The organism is Clostridium liquoris (assembly GCF_002995785.1).
Taxonomy (GTDB): domain Bacteria; phylum Bacillota; class Clostridia; order Clostridiales; family Clostridiaceae; genus Clostridium_AO; species Clostridium_AO liquoris.
In genome coordinates, this window is the sequence record NZ_PVXO01000006.1 from 17351 (window position 1) to 36240 (window position 18890).

Sequence of the window (18890 nt, forward strand, 5' to 3'; positions counted from 1 at the left end):
ATGTTTTTAACTCTAATGAATAACTGATGTAGTTATTACAAATAATAATAAGAGAAATATGTGGGAGGAATTGCTATGAAAATGACAAAAAGGAGAATAGTTTACACTGCTATAGTAACATTAATAGTTGTATTTTCATCAACTTTTGCAATACTCATGACATTGGAGAGAACAGATTATAGAAATTATTTGCAAGGAGAATATAGTAAAAATATGTACGACTTAATTAGTTCTGTACAGAATATAAGGGTTAATTTAGGGAAAGCTGCTATAGTTGGTTCTAAAGAGCAGAGTATAATAGTGTTTGAGGAAATATTCAGGAATGCAGCCATGGCAAATGATAAGTTGCATTCTTTACCTGTTCCACAGGAAACATTAGAGAACTCTAGCAAGTTTTTATCCCAAGTAGGTGATTTTTGCTATACCTTAGGAAAGGTATCCTCAGAAGGGAGAGAATTAAGTGAAAAGGATTATCAAACTATTGATAGTCTTAAAAATAGGTCTTTTCAATTAGAAGCCAATTTAAAGGAAGTATCAAATCAAGTTAGTTCAGGTAAAGTTAAATGGGGGGAAATAAGAAAAAGAGTTAGTGGAGTATTTGCTAAAAATAACACAGAAGTATTATCTGAAAAATTTAAGGGCATACAAAAGCAGGTAGCTCAATATCCCGCATTAATATACGATGGACCTTTTTCAGATAATGTAGTAAATATAGAACCTAGAGTTAATTCCGAAAGGGCTATATCCCAAAAAGAAGGAGAGGATGCAGTAAAAAAAATTCTAGGGGCAGACAAAGTGGAATCTATAAAAATAAAAGAAACTAAAAGTAATACAAGAATACCTGCATATTCCTTTGAGGTTATTATGAAGGGAAGAGATAAAAAAAGCAGTACAGCGGCTTGTGAAATAAGTAGACATGGCGGGAAAGTAATATATTTATTAGATAATAAAAGTGTAGCAAAAGCTAAGATCACAAAGGATAAGGCTATACAGCAAGGTGTAACTTATTTAAATAACATAGGGTATAAAAATATGATACCCATGTATTCTTTGACTTATGGTAATGTGGCAGTTATTAGTTATGTATATAAGCAGGACAATATTATAATATATCCAGATCAAATAAAACTTAAAATCGCTTTAGATGATGGCAGCATAATAGGAATTGAATCAGAAAAGTATTTAGTATCTCATAGCGACAGGAGGGCAACACCACAGCCTAGGGTAACTGTAGATGAAGCTAGAAAAAGGGTAGGGAAAAGGTTAAAAATAAATTCAACTAAATTAGCCATAGTTCCTACAGAAAATAATAAAGAAGTACTTTGTTATGAATTTTCCGGCAGCTATAATAATGAACAATTTATAGTCTATATAAATACAGATACCGGATTTGAGCAGAAAATTGTTCAAATTATAAATACACCTAATGGTCAGCTTACAATGTAAAGAAATTTATGTATAAATAAATAAAAATCATTGATTAAATTACAAAAAAAAACTAAACTAATATTTGAATGATTAATTTTCAATTATATATAGCCACAATTTAATTGTTGTGTTAATTTAATATTAACACAACAATTAAATTTATATAATTTATGAGGAGAGATTAAATATGAAAAAGAAAATAGCCATACTTTTTGGTGGACAATCCACTGAACACGAAGTTTCAAGGGTATCAGCATCATCCGTATTAAAAAATATTGACAAAACTAAATATGAAATATATTCAATAGGCATTACTAAGGATGGAAAATGGTTGGAATATAAGGGTAAAATAGAAAATATAGAAAATGGAGAATGGGAAAGTGATGAAGAAAATAAAATTCCAAACGGACAAAACATATTATTTAACAAAGAAGTAGATGTGGTTTTTCCGGTATTACATGGTTTATATGGGGAAGATGGAACCATTCAGGGATTATGTAAATTGCTTAAGATACCTTTTGTAGGTCCAGGTGTATTATCCTCTGCATTATGTATGGATAAAATATATACAAAATATGTTCTAGAAAACTTTGGCGTAAAACAGGCAGATTATGTGGTAGTTAATAAGTTTGATTATAATAAGGATAAAGAAAGCATTATAAATCATATAGAAGAAAAGTTAGGATATGCTGTATTTATAAAACCTTCAAATAGTGGATCTTCTGTTGGTATAACTAAGGCGCATAATAGAGAAAGACTCGTAAGTGGATTGGAAGAAGCCTTAAAATATGACAGGAAAGTATTAGTTGAAACAGCCATAAATGCTAGGGAGGTTGAAGTAGCTGTTCTTGGAAATGATGAACCTAAAGCAGCAGTACCAGGAGAAATTATTCCTGCAAAAGAATTTTATGATTATGAGGCAAAATATAAAAATGAGGCTTCAAAACTTTTGATACCAGCTGCATTAAGCAAAGAAGAAGAAGAAGAAATAAAGAAATTAGCTGTAGATATATATAAAATGTTAGATTGCCAAGGAATGTCAAGAGTGGATTTCTTAATAGATAAGGACACAGATGAGGTCTATTTAAATGAAATAAATACTCTGCCCGGGTTTACAAGCATTAGCATGTATCCTAAGTTATGGCAGGCCTCAGGAAAAGGATATTCTCAATTAATAGATGAGCTAATAGAATTAGCTATAGATAGAGGAAATGACTAAATTCGTTTTAAAGAGAAAGGTGAATTGTATGACAAGAGTATTAGCCATGGTATCGGGTGGTTTAGATAGTATTTTAGCTGCTAAACTAATAAAAGATCAAGGCATAGAAGTAATAGGGGTGTGTTTTAAATCTCATTTTTTTGATGAACAAAATGCAATAAAGATGACTGAACAAATAGGCATACCGCTAAAGGTAGTAGATTTTTCTGAAGAACATTTTAGTATGGTTAAGCATCCAAAACATGGTTATGGGAAGAACATGAACCCTTGTATAGATTGTCATAGTTTAATGCTTAATTATACTGGAAAGCTATTAGAAGATTTGAATGCAGATTTTATTATAACTGGAGAAGTATTAAATCAGAGGCCTATGTCCCAGACTAGATCATCATTAGATATAGTAAAAAAGGAGTCAGGATTTAGTGACAAAATATTAAGACCTTTATGTGCGAAAAATCTGCCGCCAACAGAAATGGAAGTAAAAGGATTAGTAGATAGAGAAAAACTACTTGATATATCAGGCAGAAGTAGAAAAATTCAGATGGAATTAGCGGATAAGTGGGGAATAAAGGATTATCCTTCACCAGCAGGAGGATGTAAGCTTACAGAGCCTAATTATTCAAAACGATTAAGAGAATTATTAAATCATAATGATAATCCTAGCAATAGGGAATTAGAGTTATTAAAGTATGGAAGACATTTTAGGGTATCTTCATCAGCAAAAATTATATCCACAAGAACTAAGGAAGAGGGAGATCAAGTTAAAAAGTATTTAGATAAAGGAGATTTAATATTTTTTGCTGAAGATTTTAATGGATCAATGATTATTGTAGTAGGAGAACCCAATGAAGAAGACATAAAGTTTGCTGCTAAAGTTACTGCTAGATATAGTAAAGCAAAAGATGAAAAATTAGTAAAAGTTAAATATGGAAAGTTCATGAGCCCCTTAGATAACCATATAGAGGTGGAGCCAGCCTCAGAAGAGGGAATAAATGAATATATAATATAAAAATAATTGTCTTAAAGACATTAAACTGGAGGTGAAGAAGTAACTCATGAAGAAGACAGCTCTTATTTCAGTATCCAGTAAGCAGTCAAAAAAAGAAAATGATACTATAGAAGTAGTTACTCCAGGAAGTTTTTATAAAAAGGAAAACTGTTACTATGTAGTTTATAATGAAACAGAAATATCTGGCATGGAAGGCACAACAACTACTTTTAAGATAAATTCTCAAGATAATAAGTTCTCTTTGATAAGAATTGGAACTACCAGCACTAAAATGGAATTTCAAAAGTCAACAGGGGACATATCTCTTTACAATACTCCCTATGGAACTTTAGAATTAAAAATAGATACTAAGGAACTTAACATGGATATAAATGATAATGGTGGAAATGTATTTGTTAGTTATGATATGAGTGTTGCAGGGCAAAAGCCTCAGAATACATCTCTTAAAATTAATATAAAAGCGCAATAGGTATTTTTACCTTTGCGCTTTTATTATTAAAATCTATGTTTAAAAAACTATGCATTGGGTAATATTCTTAATAAAATAGCAGGGAGGGAAAATGGAATTGCAAGAGCAATCCTTTATAAAAATGAAATACTTTGATAGAAATATTAAATATGAAAAAATAATAGAATTACTGTGTGAATACAAAGGAATTCATAGGGAGGAATTAATTACAATATTAGAGGATGAAGAATGTAAATATTTATTATTCTTGCTTCTAAAAAAATACAATTGCATGGATATTCAGAGTCTGGCAAAGGATTTTGAAATAAATAATAGAAGAAAATTAAATAGTAATTTAAAAAAAGCGGAAGAGAAATTTTTATTAAATAAGAAAATAAGAGAAATGTTTTTTGAAGCAGAAAATATAATAGAAAAAATTCAATAAAAAAAGTAGAAAATGCTTAAATTATGTGATATTATATTAGGTATGTATTAAATAACATAAAGATCCCATTTTAAATTATTGGGTAATATCTATTCTATAATAAAATTGGAAGTTTGTCAATAATATTTTATAAATATTTTCTTGTATATTGTCAGACAAATAAGGAAGCAGGGGGTGAAAAATGAGGTTATGGCACTAAAAATAAACCCTACAATATATTATGCTTACTGTAAACTTGCAAAACAGTATATTGTATTTAAATTCTTTAATGCCACAGCCCCATAATTTTATGAGCACTAAATATGTATTTGTAACTGGAGGAGTTGTTTCATCATTAGGTAAAGGGATAACAGCAGCTTCATTGGGAAGATTATTAAAAAATAGAGGCTTGAAGGTTTCCATACAAAAGTTTGATCCATATATAAACATCGATCCTGGAACAATGAGCCCTTATCAGCATGGTGAGGTATTTGTAACAGAGGATGGTGCTGAAACTGATCTTGATTTAGGGCATTATGAAAGATTTATAGACGAAAATTTAAGTAAAAATAATAATGTGACTACAGGCAAGATATATTTGTCAGTTATAAATAAGGAAAGAAAAGGAGATTATTTAGGAGGGACTGTGCAGGTAATACCTCACATTACTAACGAAATAAAGCAAAGAGTTTACAGGGTGGGTAAAGAAAAAGACTTGGATGTAGTTATAACTGAAATAGGTGGAACAGTAGGAGATATAGAGTCCCTTCCATTTCTTGAAGCTATAAGACAGATAAAATATGATGTAGGAAGAGAAAATGTATGTTTTATTCATGTAACACTTGTTCCATATCTTAAAAAATCAGGAGAACTTAAAACTAAACCTACACAACACTCTGTTAAAGAACTAAGAAGTATTGGTATACAGCCAGATATAATAGTATGCCGTTCAGAAAAGCCTATTTCCAAAGAGTTAAAAAGCAAAATTGGTTTATTTTGTAATGTAAAACAAGACTATGTAATACAAAATTTAGATGCAGAAAATTTATATGAAGTTCCTTTAATGCTGCACAAAGAAGGATTAGATAACTTAATTTGTGAAAAATTCAATTTGGGTTGTAAAGATATAGATAATGCTCAATGGGAAGCAATGGTTAATAAAATAAAGAATCTTTCTAAAAAGGTAACTATAGCATTAGTGGGTAAGTATGTGGAACTGCATGATGCATACATTTCTGTAGTAGAATCTTTAAATCATGGTGGTTATGCTAATGACGCAAATGTAGAAATTAAATGGATAAATTCGGTAGATATTAATAAAAATAATGTAGGTGAATTTTTAAAAGATGTAGATGGAATTTTAGTACCAGGTGGATTTGGTGATAGAGGAATAGAAGGTAAAATAGAATCTATAAGATGGGCAAGAGAAAACAATGTTCCATTGCTGGGAATATGCTTAGGAATGCAATGTGCAGTTATAGAGTTTGCAAGAAATGTATTGGGGTATAAAGATGCCCACAGTTCTGAAATAGATCCAGCAACAAAATATCCGGTTATAGATTTAATGCCTGATCAAAAGGACGTAGATGAAAAAGGAGGAACCATGAGATTAGGAGTATATCCATGTAAACTCCTTAAAGGAAGCAAGGCTTTTGAAGCTTATGGTGAAGAAATTATTTATGAAAGACACAGACATAGATATGAATTTAATAACCAGTATAAAAAGGCTTTGGTAGAAGCTGGACTCACTATTTCGGGAACAAGTCCTGATGGAAGATTAGTTGAAATTGTTGAGGTGAAAGATCACCCATGGTTTGTGGCAGTGCAATTTCACCCTGAGTTAAAATCAAGACCAAATAGACCTCACCCATTATTTAGAGAGTTTATTAAGGCATCATTGAATAAACAGTTTTCATAAGGTTAGCTGTGGCATTAAGAATAAATACTACAATATATTGTATGTAAATTACTTAGTGCCACAGCTCCATTTTTTCAATAATGTCTAAAAATATACATAATAAATATAGAAGTTATTGAAGGAATTTACTAATATATATAGAAATATTATTATAAAGGTCAAAAAATAGATAAGTTGTATAGAGGTGATAAAATGGTATTTGAATCTAACATGAGTATTGCAGTAAAAAATGAAAATGGAGAATATAAAATAAGAAAAGGCTGTTTTTTTAAGTTTAAAGAGCTAAATAAAGAAATCACCTCTTTAAATAGCATAAAAATATTTAATGGAGAGATAATACTTAATATACAATGCCCATTATGTGGAGAGAGTCATTATTATAGATATAGCTTAAAAGAATTAACATCAGAAGGCATACTAATTGGAGGCTGCGAAGAAATAGGAATTCCAATATTTTATATAGGAAACTACGAAAAGATTATGAAAAAAATCTTTGATTATAATAATACAAATAAGAACATATACGCAATGTTGTAAAACAAAAGTATAGATTTATTATGCTTTTGTTTTATCATGATATTTCTTATAATCTAAGTATTTTTAAAATTTTTCTGGATTAAAATATTAAAATGGGTTATAATGTTATATGTTATACACAGTACATCATTTCAGGTGTTCTCTTTTGACAATTCCCTAAAGATTATTTATATAAATGATATTTTTATAATTTAATATTGGAGGTGTTATTTTTTGGCTAATAACGATTTAGAGAATATGACCGTAAACGAGCTTAAAGAATTAGCTAAAGAATTAAGAATAAAGGGCATATCAAAATATAAAAAAGCAGAGTTAATAGAAGAAATTAAGAAGGTATCACCTATGCATATTGAAAAAGATGGTGTTATTTTGAGGGAAAAAATAAGTCCTAAGGCTACACTTAAGGCTGAAAGAATACTAGACAATGTAGAAGAGAAAAAGGATAAATCAGAAAAGGAGTACATAGGGATAAAAAAAGAAGAATTGGAATCTAATGAAGAAAAGAAAGTGGCTGAGGATCATAAAGTGGAAAAAGAAACCACAGGGGAAAATGATAAGGTCAATGCAGAAGGAAAAAGAGAGAAACTTATAGAAATGATTAATGAGTCAGATACTGCAAAGGGAGTACTTGAGATAATTGAAAATAATAATTATGGCTTTTTAAGAGGCAGGAACTATTTAACGGGACCGGATGATATATATGTTTCACCTTCCCAGATAAGAAGATTCAATTTAAAAACAGGTGATGAAGTAGAAGGTAAAGTTAGAACACCAAAGGAAGGAGAAAAGTTTAAGGCTTTACTCTATGTAGAAAGGGTTAATGGAGAAAATCCAGAAAGAGCCGTTGGGAGAAAACCTTTTGAAAAATTAATACCCATTTACCCAAATGAAAGAATAAAATTAGAGACAAGTGGTTCGGATTTATCAACCAGATTAATGGATATCATCTGCCCTATAGGAAAAGGGCAAAGAGGAATTATAGTTGCTCCTCCTAAAGCAGGAAAAACTACTCTTCTTAAAAAAATAGCTCAGAGCATATCTACAAATCACCCAGAAGCAAAGCTGATAGTTTTACTTATAGATGAAAGACCTGAAGAAGTTACGGACATGCAAAGATCAATAAATGGAGAAGTAATATATTCAACCTTTGATGAAGAACCAGATCACCATACAAAAGTTGCCTATATGGTTTTAGAGAGAGCTAAAAGGATGGTTGAACAAGGTCAAGATGTAGTTATATTGTTAGATAGTATAACAAGGCTTTCAAGAGCTTATAATTTGACTATAAATCCTACAGGAAGAACTCTATCTGGTGGATTAGATCCAGGAGCTTTAATAATGCCTAAGAAATTCTTCGGAGCTGCAAGAAATATAGAAGAGGGCGGAAGTTTGACTATATTGGCTACGGCACTTATAGAAACTGGAAGTAGAATGGATGATATGATATTTGAAGAATTTAAAGGAACTGGAAATATGGAAGTTCATTTAGATAGAAAGCTTCAAGAGAGAAGAATATTCCCAGCTATAGACATATACAAATCTGGGACAAGAAAAGAAGATCTTTTACTTTCAACTAAAGAATATGAAGCTGCATTTAATATAAGAAAGGTGTTATATGATGAAAATAATACTCAAAACGTCACAGAGCAGCTAATTAGTATGTTACTTAAAACAAAAAATAATGAAGAATTTGTAGGGCTAATAAGTAAAATAGATTTTAATAGAGATAAAAATAATAGGTAGGTAAAATGAGCAGATAAATTACTGCTCATTTTATCTGTTATCAAAAAATAAACTCGAATATTTTATTATATTCGAGTTTATTTTTCGATATTTCAAATTAAAGAACTAAATTCTATTCTTCATTAGTCATGTTGAACTTCTTCATGAATCTTTCAACTCTTCCGCCAGCATCAACTATTTTTTGCTTTCCTGTATAGAATGGGTGGCATTTAGAGCATATTTCAACTTTTAGTTCTTTGCGTGTAGAACCAGTTGTAAAAGTGTTTCCACATGCACACTTAACTACCGCATCATGGTAGTATTCTGGATGTATGCCTTCTCTCATCTTTTTCACCTCTTTCAAATTCTGAACCTTGTATCTGAAAATTTAACTACTAAATTATAACATAGTCGTTATGGACTAGTCAATAAATTTTCTTCGTATGCTCTTTAATATATTCTCCAGGTCTGATAAAATATATTTGTTTATTAATGCGAGGAGGAATTTTAAAATGTATGGACCAAAAAATCACGGTTGGATAGAAGTTATAGTTGGACCAATGTATAGTGGAAAATCTGAAGAACTTATAAGAAGAATCAGAAGGGCAAAAATTGCTAAACAAAGGATCCAGGTATTTAAACCAGAAATCGATGATAGATATAGTAAAGAGGATGTAGTATCACATTGTGGAGATAAAGAAGGTGCAATACCTGTTAAAAGTGCTGACCAGATTTTGGAGTTGATGGATGAAGATGTACAAGTTGTAGCCATAGACGAAGCACAGTTTTTTGATGAGAATATAGTGAGGGTAGTAAACGAAATAGCTGATAAGGGTAAACGAGTAATATGTGCTGGGCTAGATATGGATTTTAGAGCAGAGCCTTTTGGATATATGGGGCAACTTATGGCCATTGCTGAATTTGTTGATAAAATTCAGGCTATATGTATGATATGTGGTAATCCAGCTACCAGAACTCAAAGACTTATAAATGGTATGCCAGCAAATTATGATGATCCTATAGTTTTAGTTGGTGCCAAGGAATCCTATGAAGCAAGATGTAGAAAATGTCATGTTGTTCCTAAAAATGGGGTGAATAAATGAAGAAAAATTGTTCAGTGGGAGGTCAAGCTGTAATTGAAGGGGTAATGATGATGGGGAGTAAAGGTATTGCTACAGCAGTTAGAAAAGTTGATGGAAAAATTGCAGTAAATAGCGAAGAATTCGTACCTTATTCTAAAAGAAATAAATTCTTAAGGATTCCTATCATTAGAGGGTTTGTTTCCTTGATAGAGTCTTTGATTATAGGTATAAATACATTGAATTATTCTGCATCCTTTTTTGAGGATAATGAGGGACAAGAGGAATCCAAATTTGATAAATGGTTTGAAAATACTTTTAAAGATAAAGGTGAAAAAATATTAACTGCTATTACACTAACAATATCCTTATTGTTGTCTATTCTTTTGTTTGTGGTATTACCAAATATATGTGCTAATCTATTTAAAAAGAAGGGCATAGAAAATACTGTAATATTGAACATAATAGAAGGAATAATAAGGGTAGGTATATTTTTAATATATATTATTTTTATTGGTAGAATGAAAGACATTAATAGATTATTTCAATATCATGGTGCAGAACACAAGACCATATTCTGTTATGAAAATGAAGAGGAACTAACTCCGGAGAATGCACAGAAATATTGCAGATTTCACCCAAGGTGTGGTACAAATTTTTTATTTCTTGTTATGATAGTAAGTATATTATTATTTTCTTTAACGGGATGGGACTCCCTTTGGAAAAGAATATTGTATAGAATATTGCTGCTTCCAATTGTTTCTGGAATTACTTATGAATTAATAAAGTGGATGGGCAGGAGTAGCAGCAGTATAGCAAAAATTATGGCGGCTCCAGGATTAGCACTTCAAAGGTTCACTACTAGGGAGCCGGATTTTACCCAATTAGAAGTAGCTATAAAGGCCCTTAAGACAGCGGAAGGAATCCAGGATGAAAAAAATATAGATGAGGTATGATATTTTATGAAACAATGGGAAGAATTAAACATAGGTCAGCTGCTAACTAGGGGATTTCAGATTTTAAAAGAAGCAGGAATAGATAGTTATAAATTAGATTGTCAGTTGCTATTAGCTAAGGTTTTAACAAAGGATAAATTATTTATTATGCTAAATAGAGATGTCAATGTGGATAGGGAAAAGGCAGAAGAATATTTTAAGCTAGTTAACCTTAGAAAAGATAAAATGCCTATAAAGTATATACTTAAAGAATGTGAATTTATGGGTTTTAATTTTAATATAAGTGAAGGAGTTTTAATTCCAAGACCAGATACAGAGACTTTGGTTCAATGTGCTTTGAAGGATATAGAAAAAAATAATTATAAACAAATATGTGATGTATGTTGCGGAAGCGGAATAATAGGAATATCCATTGGAAAACTTACTGAAGATACTTTCATTGATTGTTTTGATATTATGGATATACCTTTAAAAATTACTAAGAGTAATATTTTGCTTCATAAGTTAAAACATAGGGTAAGAGTATATAAAAGTGACTTATTAAAGTATGCAATAGATAATGGTAAAAGATATGATATGGTAGTATCAAATCCTCCTTATATAAAAGAGGAAATAATAGAAACTCTTATGGAAGACGTAAAAAATTATGAGCCTCATATAGCTTTAAATGGGGGAGAAGATGGATTGAATTTTTATAGAAAAATTATTGAACAAAGCAAGATATTACTTAATGCCAATGGAGGCATAGTTTTTGAAATAGGCTATGATGAAGGAGAAGAAGTAATGAGACTATTAAAAGATAACGGCTTCTATAATATAGAATGTATAAAAGATCTGTCAGGATTAGACAGGGTAGTAAAAGGCTGTTATGGCTTATAAATATAGGCTTAAGAATTATTTACATTGCTTTATATTTGAGGAATATGATATAATTAATAGTTGTTAAAATACATTTACGGAGTGAGAAAGATATGTTAGAAAAACTTAATTTTATAGAAAGTAAATATGAAGAATTATCAATAAAAATAAGCGACCCAGCAGTTATGGCCAACCAAAAGGAATGGCAGAAGTTATGTAAAGAGCATGCAGACCTAGAAGATGTAGTGGTGAAATATAGGGAATACAAAAAAGTACAAGAAGATATAGAAGCTGATAAGGGAATGCTCAGAGAAGATTTAGATAAAGAATTAAAAGAAATGGTACAAGAAGAAATAAAGGATTTAAATGAAAGAGAAGAAACTTTATTACAGGATTTAAAGATATTGCTTTTACCAAAAGATCCTAATGACGAAAAGAACGTATTTATAGAAATAAGAGCGGGAGCTGGAGGAGAAGAAGCGGCTTTATTTGCGGCAAATCTTTTTAGAATGTATACTAGATATGCAGAAAGACATGGTTGGAAAGTAGAACCAATAAGTTCAAACGAAACAGATATTGGTGGATTTAAAGAAGTAGTATTTATGGTTAAAGGTGATTCAACATACAGCAGACTAAAGTACGAAAGTGGAGTTCATAGAGTACAAAGAGTTCCAGATACAGAGTCCAGCGGAAGAATTCATACATCAACAGCCACAGTGGCAGTTTTACCAGAAGTTGAGGATGTTGATGTTGAAATAAACCCAAATGATTTAAGAATTGATGTATTTAGAGCATCAGGACATGGTGGACAGTGTGTTAATACTACAGACTCAGCGGTAAGAATAACTCATCTGCCTACAGGACTTGTAGTTAGCTGTCAAGATGAAAAGTCTCAGTTAAAAAATAAGGAGAAGGCTATGAAGGTCTTAAAGTCAAGATTATATAATAGACTTCAGGCTGAAAGAAGTGCTAATATAGCTGAAGATAGAAAAAGTCAGGTTGGTACTGGAGATAGAAGTGAAAGGATAAGAACCTATAATTATCCTCAGGGAAGAGTTACTGAACACAGAATAGGATTAACTATCTATAGGTTAGATTCATTCCTTGATGGGGATATAGATGAAGTAATTGATGCACTGATTACTGCTGATCAAGCAGAAAAAATGAAGAACTTAGGAAGCAATTAAATAAAGGTTTTGTAAAGGAAGAGGTAAGTTATGAATATAAATAAAGCCATTAGAAAGCAAAAAAAGTCTTATAAAAGATTTATGCTGATAATGGACTTTATTTTTTTTGCGCTGCCACTAGCAGCATCATTATTATTTACTGACAGGGTACCATTGTTTTATATCCTGTATTTAATAGTTATAGAAGTCTTAATTATATTGGCAATTGTGGCAAAAATAAACTATGAGAATTTAAAATTTACCACCAATAATTATAGAATAAAAATTGTATCAGGAATTAGACGGGATAAAATCAATATTATATGTAACAAAGTGGTTTTTGTCCATGTAGAAAATATAATAAGAAAAAGTGACAGGGAAAGGGACTTTATAATAATTTTAATTGTTTCTTCTACATTTAGAAGCAAAAGAATGATTCCCATAAATGAAAAATTTTTAAGAGGTCATCCCTATGCAGCGTTTCAGTATCAAAAAATAAAAATTCTTAATCCAGAAAAAGAGTATGCTTTTACTATAATAAAAAAAGGAAAGTTATACAAGTATGAATTGCTGGACACAATATATAAAAGTTGCGTTTATGCTACATTTTCAGAAGAAGCTATTGATAAAATAAAGGAATATAGGAATAGTTTATTAGATAAATAAGAATATTTATTTATCACCTAAAATATTATCTTATAGAGAATATTTTTTAAAAGGTGGTAAATTGGGTAATTTAATTGTAATGATTATATTGGGAAGCATTATTTCTCTTTCAGGGACCACTATAGGAGCGTTAATGGGGTTAATGATAAAGAATCCATCTAAAAGGACCCTTGGAACTTTAATTGGGTTCTCAGGGGGCCTTATGCTGTCTATAGTAGTTTTTGATTTAATACCAGAAGCGTTACAGAATTGGGGATTTATTAACACAATTATATGCTGCATAATGGGCATTATTTTAGTAACCCTTGTGGATAATTATTTACAACTCAACAAAGTAGATAGACATATTAAGATGGCTCTTATAACGGCTATTGGGCTTATGATTCACAACTTCCCTGAAGGTATAATTATGGGATGTGGTTTTGCAGCAGGCGGAAGTTTAGGAATAAAAATGAGCCTTATTATTGCTATACACGATATTCCAGAGGGAGTAGCTGTATCCGCTCCTTTAATGGCATCAAAGGTAAAGCCTTTAAAAATACTTTTATATACTATGACTACAGCTTTTCCTACGGTTATAGGTACCTTTATTGGAGCCTACATTGGCAAAATGTCTATTGATGCTTTAGGAATAAGTTTATCCTTTGCTTCAGGCATAATGCTTTATGTTGTTTGTGGTGAAATGATTCCTGAATCATCAAAGCTTTGGGAAGGGGTTTCTAGTACTATTGGGATTTTATCTGGTGTGATTTTTGGGCTTATTTTAATAAGATTATTATAAAATATATTTATCTGTAATGTTTAAAAGGAGATGTAATTTTGAATACAAAAGTTGTAATGTTGGATGAACATAACTTAGATAAAAGTGCATTGATAGAATGTGGAAGGGTAATTAGAGGAGGAGGATTAGTAGCTTTTCCTACAGAAACAGTATATGGATTAGGGGCAAATGCTTTAGATTCAGAGGCTGTAAAAAAGATATTTAAAGCTAAAGGAAGACCACAGGATAATCCTTTGATAGTTCATGTTTGGAATACAGAATCAATAAAACCTTTAGTAAAAGAAATACCACAAATAGCATGTAAATTAATGAATAAATTCTGGCCAGGTCCTATGACAATAATATTACTTAAATCGGATTTAATACCAGATGAAACTAGTGCGGGACTTAATAGCGTAGGAATTAGAATGCCTTCAAATTTAATTGCTAGAGAACTTATTAAAATATCAGAGGTTCCTATAGCAGCTCCTTCTGCTAATATATCAGGAAGACCAAGTCCTACAGATGTGGAGAGGTGCGTAGAGGATTTAATGGGAAAGGTTGATTATATCATAGGGGGAGACAAGTGTGATGTAGGTGTGGAATCAACTGTAATAGATTGTAGTGTATATCCTCCTTGTGTTTTAAGACCAGGTGGGATTACTTTAGAAATGCTTAGAGAAGTTGATGATAAAATATATATAGACCCAGCTGTAATGAAAAAGCCAGATAAAGATTTTAAACCAAAGGCTCCAGGAATGAAATATAGACATTATGCTCCAAAGGCTCCAGTTAAGATTGTGCAAGGAGAATTAAATAAAACTGTGGAAAAAATTAAGGAGATAGCGGAAGAATATGATAGGGAAAATAAAATTGTTGGCATAATGGCTACAGATGAAACTATTAATTACTATGGAAAGGGAGTAATTTTATCCTTGGGCAGCAGAGAAAACTTGGATAAGATTGCTCAAAATTTATTTGAAACTTTAAGGAGTTTTGATGATAAGAAAGTAGATGTTATACTTTCAGAAGCATTTAATGAAGAAGGTATAGGTATAGCTATTATGAATAGATTAAAAAAATCTGCAGGTTTTGATATTATCAATGTATAATAATATTTAAAAAATTATAGTTGACATATAAACTCTTGTAAGTTAAAATATTTAACTGATAGTTATTAAAGTTGACATGGAGGTAGCTATGAAAGTATTATTTGTTTGCACAGGAAATACATGCAGAAGTTGTATGTCAGAAGCTATTTTTAATAGTTTAAAAGAAGAAGACTCAATTACAGCATTTTCAGCAGGAGTAGCTGTTTCCCCTAATAGTAAAACCTCTTTAAACTCAGCTTTAATAGTAAAGAAAAATTTAAATATAGATATAAGTGGAAGAAATGCCGTTCAATTGACAAAGAAGCTATTACAGGAAAATGATTTTATTTTTACTATGACATATAGCATAAAGGAGCTTTTAATAAATAAATTTCCACAGTTTAAGAATAAAATTTATTCTTTAAATGAGTATGTCGGCATCAAGGGAGACGTTTCAGATCCTTATGGCGGTACAATTACTATTTACGAAAACACTTTTAAACAATTAAAAAATAGTATCTTATTACTATTAAATAAATTTAGAGAAGATAAAGGTATTCTTTAGAATATTCCTATCTTCTTTTTTTGTGGGCAAACTAAAAATAAGAATTTTAAGTACAAAATACTATGGAGGTGTATTGCTTTGAAGATTGCATTAGGGAGTGACCATGCAGGATTACCATTAAAAAAGGAAATAATAAAGCATTTAGAGGATAAGGGTATAGAGATTCAGGATTTTGGTACTCTTACAGAGGATTCATGTGACTATCCAGATTATGCTATGAAGGTAGCAGAAGAGGTAGCAGCAAAGAGATTCGATTTCGGTATATTAGTATGTGGGACAGGTATAGGTATTAGCATTGCTGCAAATAAAGTACCTGGAATAAGGGCAGCTCTTTGTGGAGATACTTTTAGTGCTCATGCTTGCAGACAGCATAATGATGCCAATATATTGGCTTTAGGACAAAGAGTAGTGGGAGTAGGTTTAGCTCTAGATATAGTAGATAATTTTTTATCAGCTAAATATGAAGGTGGAAGACATCAAAAAAGAATAGACAAAATTTCAGCTATAGAAAAGAAATATAATAAATAATTTTAGGAGGAAATAATATGAGTAAGGTAACACAAATAGCACATCCATTAATATTACACAAATTATCTTTGATAAGAGATAAAAATACAGGTTCAAAGGATTTTAGGGAATTGGTAGAGGAAGTTGCTATGCTTATGGCTTATGAAGTAACTAGGGATCTTCAGTTACAGGAAGTAGAAATTGAAACTCCTATATGTAAAACTAAGTGCAAAATGTTAGCAGGTAAAAAAGTTGCCATAGTTCCTATATTAAGAGCAGGACTTGGAATGGTGGATGGTATGTTAAAACTTATACCTGCTGCGAAAGTTGGCCATATAGGATTGTATAGAGATGAAAAAACTTTAAAACCAGTTGAGTATTTCTGTAAACTTCCACAAGATATAGGGGAAAGAGATGTGATTGTAACAGATCCAATGCTTGCAACTGGTGGTTCAGCAGCTGATGCCATTACATTGCTAAAGAAAAGAGGAGCCAAAAATATAAGACTTATGTGCCTAATAGCAGCTCCAGAAGGAATTAAAGCAGTAATGGATGCTCATCCTGATGTGGATATATATGTATGCTCTATTGATGAAAAATTAAATGAAAATGGATATATAGTGCCAGGTCTTGGGGATGCTGGAGATAGACTATTTGGTACTAAATGAAATTAAAAATAAAAGTTGGCTCAAATGCCGACTTTTATTTTTCTAACTTGCACTTTTAATTATTTAGTTTTTAGTATAGAATAGTACATAGTATAAAAAAATTGTGACCAATTTTTTTAGTTGACAATTGACAATTGACAGTGGACAGTTAATGAAATATTTTTAAATAATAAATAAAAAATAATAAAGAATAAATAACGAAACCTTACCTAAAGGTAAGCTAAATTAAATTTTAAATTTGATCTAATGTTAATGGAGAAAAATTGTCCTCTGTCAACTGTCAACTAAAAAATTACTTCGTAATTTTTAGTTATTGGAGGAACTATGGAAAGAATAAATAAAAATAATTATTATTTAGATATATGCGAAACAATTCTTGAAAGAGGAACTTGTTTAAGAAGAAATTTTGCGGCTATAATTGTAAAAAATGATGAGATAATTTCTACTGGATATACAGGGGCACCTAGAGGTAGAAAAAATTGTTCTGATTTAGGGTATTGTAGGAGAGAAGAGCTAAATGTACCTAGGGGAACTAGATATGAATTGTGTAGATCAGTTCACGCAGAGCAAAATGCCATAATATCAGCTAGAAGGCAGGATATGATAGGAGCCAGTATGTATTTAGTAGGAAAAGAGCAGGCTAGTAAAAATTTAGTTAATAATGCATCCCCATGCGCTCTTTGCAAAAGGTTTATTATAAATTCAGGTATAGAAAAGGTAGTTATAAGAGATACAAAAATAGAATATAGGGTTATTCCTGTAAAGGAGTGGGTGGAGAAGGATGATTCACTTAATGGAGACGGATCCTATTAATGGAGAGATAGAAAATGAATAAATTAATTCTTGTGGGTATATTTTCAACAGTACTATCCTTTTTATTAACACCTTTAGTGAAAAAGTTTGCAGTGAAGGTAAATGCAATAGATGTTCCAAAGGATAAAAGGAGAATACATAAAAAACCAATACCTTTATTAGGTGGTTTAGCCATATATATTTCTTTTATAACTACTGTATTGTTAAAAAAAGGTGCTTTAACAAGTCCTGAAAAGGGAATAATAGTAGGTGCAACTATAATTACTATAGGAGGATTTCTTGATGATAAATATGATTTAAAACCTATGGTAAAATTGATTTTCCAAATATCAGCAGCTATTAGTTTAATATTTTTTGGAGTTAGGATAACATTAATAACTAATCCTTTCCCAAACTCAGCCCCTTGGATAGATATAGGATGGTTTTCTATACCTTTAACTATACTTTGGGTAGTTGGGATAACAAATGCTATTAATTTAATTGATGGATTAGATGGGCTTGCTGCAGGAGTAGCACTTATATCTTCTCTTACTCTATTTATAATTGCATTATTAAAAATAGACACTAGATTTGAAGCGGCATTTTTAACCTGTGCGTTAAGCGGTGCCATACTTGGATTTTTACCATACAATTTCAATCCTGCATCTATATTTATGGGAGATACAGGTTCGCAACTTTTAGGATTTTTATTAGCATCAATATCCATAGAAGGTGCCATAAAATCAGCGGCAGCCTTTGCTATTTCAGTACCAATTTTAGCACTAGGGTTACCTATATACGATACACTTTTTGCTATGATAAGAAGAAAAATTAATGGGAAACCCATAATGGAGGCAGACAGAGGGCACTTGCATCATAGGCTATTAGATATGGGGTTAACACAAAGGCAGGCCGTAATAATAATGTATCTAATAAGTGCTGTTTTAGGCAGTTTTGCTATATTGGCTATGCAAATAAGTAGTCAAAGTTCTTATTTTCTATTGGCTGTGGTAATGATAATATTAGTGTTGGCAGCCTGGAAGTGTGGTTTTTTTAAACATAAAGAATAGTGACTAT

At 31.0% G+C, this 18890-nt stretch carries 21 protein-coding genes; 20 read left to right on the top strand and 1 reads right to left on the bottom strand.

Annotation, left to right across the window (positions count from 1 at the left end):
- Positions 1 to 75: 75 nt before the first annotated feature.
- The 8 genes from ypeB (at position 76) to rho (ending at position 8726) form a co-directional block, all read left to right on the top strand.
- On the top strand, positions 76 to 1446 hold the full coding sequence (ypeB, locus tag CLLI_RS01470) for a germination protein YpeB (RefSeq protein WP_106062486.1): 1371 nt from the start codon (positions 76 to 78) through the stop codon (positions 1444 to 1446).
- Between the two features lie 169 nt (positions 1447 to 1615).
- The gene (locus CLLI_RS01475; RefSeq protein ID WP_106062487.1) at positions 1616 to 2647 is read left to right on the top strand and encodes a D-alanine--D-alanine ligase family protein; all 1032 of its coding nucleotides are present in this window, start codon (positions 1616 to 1618) and stop codon (positions 2645 to 2647) included.
- A gap of 28 nt (positions 2648 to 2675) precedes the next feature.
- A complete protein-coding gene (locus CLLI_RS01480; RefSeq protein WP_106062488.1) occupies positions 2676 to 3656 on the top strand; it encodes a DUF814 domain-containing protein in 981 nt (326 codons plus the stop codon).
- A 46-nt stretch (positions 3657 to 3702) separates the two neighbouring features.
- Entirely contained in the window at positions 3703 to 4125 is a 423-nt protein-coding gene (locus CLLI_RS01485; RefSeq protein ID WP_106062489.1) for a YwiB family protein, read from the top strand.
- Positions 4126 to 4246: 121 nt separating this feature from the next.
- On the top strand, positions 4247 to 4549 hold the full coding sequence (locus CLLI_RS01490; protein ID WP_106062523.1) for a ribose-5-phosphate isomerase: 303 nt from the start codon (positions 4247 to 4249) through the stop codon (positions 4547 to 4549).
- A gap of 289 nt (positions 4550 to 4838) precedes the next feature.
- Positions 4839 to 6446: a CTP synthase gene (locus CLLI_RS01495; RefSeq protein WP_106062524.1), complete on the top strand. Its 1608-nt coding sequence runs from the start codon at positions 4839 to 4841 to the stop codon at positions 6444 to 6446.
- Positions 6447 to 6638: 192 nt separating this feature from the next.
- A complete protein-coding gene (locus CLLI_RS01500) occupies positions 6639 to 6983 on the top strand; it encodes a hypothetical protein (protein ID WP_106062490.1) in 345 nt (114 codons plus the stop codon).
- 213 nt (positions 6984 to 7196) lie between these two features.
- Positions 7197 to 8726, top strand: coding sequence for a transcription termination factor Rho (gene rho / locus CLLI_RS01505; protein ID WP_106062491.1), 1530 nt, complete (start codon positions 7197 to 7199; stop codon positions 8724 to 8726).
- Positions 8727 to 8838: 112 nt separating this feature from the next.
- Here rho and rpmE read toward each other — a convergent pair whose 3' ends face one another.
- Positions 8839 to 9051, bottom strand: a complete 213-nt coding sequence (gene rpmE, locus CLLI_RS01510; protein WP_106062492.1) for a 50S ribosomal protein L31 — start codon at positions 9049 to 9051, stop codon at positions 8839 to 8841.
- A 166-nt stretch (positions 9052 to 9217) separates the two neighbouring features.
- On the opposite strand from rpmE, the gene CLLI_RS01515 reads away from it, so the two are divergent.
- The 12 genes from CLLI_RS01515 to CLLI_RS01570 all read left to right on the top strand — a co-directional run bounded on the left by CLLI_RS01515 (position 9218) and on the right by CLLI_RS01570 (position 18883).
- Positions 9218 to 9808: a thymidine kinase gene (locus CLLI_RS01515; protein WP_106062493.1), complete on the top strand. Its 591-nt coding sequence runs from the start codon at positions 9218 to 9220 to the stop codon at positions 9806 to 9808.
- Positions 9805 to 10740: a DUF1385 domain-containing protein gene (locus CLLI_RS01520; RefSeq protein ID WP_106062494.1), complete on the top strand. Its 936-nt coding sequence runs from the start codon at positions 9805 to 9807 to the stop codon at positions 10738 to 10740. The genes CLLI_RS01515 and CLLI_RS01520 overlap by 4 nt, the downstream gene beginning before the upstream one ends.
- Before the next feature lie 6 nt (positions 10741 to 10746).
- Entirely contained in the window at positions 10747 to 11619 is an 873-nt protein-coding gene (gene prmC / locus CLLI_RS01525) for a peptide chain release factor N(5)-glutamine methyltransferase (RefSeq protein ID WP_106062495.1), read from the top strand.
- A gap of 92 nt (positions 11620 to 11711) precedes the next feature.
- On the top strand, positions 11712 to 12785 hold the full coding sequence (gene prfA / locus CLLI_RS01530) for a peptide chain release factor 1 (protein ID WP_106062496.1): 1074 nt from the start codon (positions 11712 to 11714) through the stop codon (positions 12783 to 12785).
- A 30-nt stretch (positions 12786 to 12815) separates the two neighbouring features.
- Positions 12816 to 13430, top strand: coding sequence for a hypothetical protein (locus CLLI_RS01535; RefSeq protein WP_106062497.1), 615 nt, complete (start codon positions 12816 to 12818; stop codon positions 13428 to 13430).
- A gap of 79 nt (positions 13431 to 13509) precedes the next feature.
- Complete coding sequence (locus CLLI_RS01540) at positions 13510 to 14211, top strand: ZIP family metal transporter (RefSeq protein ID WP_106062525.1); 702 nt, start codon at positions 13510 to 13512, stop codon at positions 14209 to 14211.
- Positions 14212 to 14249: 38 nt separating this feature from the next.
- Positions 14250 to 15302, top strand: coding sequence for an L-threonylcarbamoyladenylate synthase (locus CLLI_RS01545; RefSeq protein WP_106062498.1), 1053 nt, complete (start codon positions 14250 to 14252; stop codon positions 15300 to 15302).
- Positions 15303 to 15390: 88 nt separating this feature from the next.
- Entirely contained in the window at positions 15391 to 15846 is a 456-nt protein-coding gene (locus CLLI_RS01550) for a low molecular weight protein arginine phosphatase (protein ID WP_106062499.1), read from the top strand.
- Between the two features lie 78 nt (positions 15847 to 15924).
- On the top strand, positions 15925 to 16374 hold the full coding sequence (gene rpiB, locus CLLI_RS01555; RefSeq protein ID WP_106062500.1) for a ribose 5-phosphate isomerase B: 450 nt from the start codon (positions 15925 to 15927) through the stop codon (positions 16372 to 16374).
- Between the two features lie 17 nt (positions 16375 to 16391).
- Positions 16392 to 17021 (top strand): uracil phosphoribosyltransferase, encoded by a 630-nt coding sequence (gene upp, locus CLLI_RS01560; protein ID WP_106062501.1) that lies wholly within the window; start codon positions 16392 to 16394, stop codon positions 17019 to 17021.
- 324 nt (positions 17022 to 17345) lie between these two features.
- Positions 17346 to 17834 carry a deoxycytidylate deaminase gene (locus CLLI_RS01565; protein ID WP_106062502.1) on the top strand — a complete coding sequence of 163 codons (489 nt, stop codon included), beginning with the start codon at positions 17346 to 17348 and terminating at the stop codon, positions 17832 to 17834.
- A 14-nt stretch (positions 17835 to 17848) separates the two neighbouring features.
- Entirely contained in the window at positions 17849 to 18883 is a 1035-nt protein-coding gene (locus CLLI_RS01570; RefSeq protein ID WP_106062503.1) for a glycosyltransferase family 4 protein, read from the top strand.
- Positions 18884 to 18890: the final 7 nt, after the last annotated feature.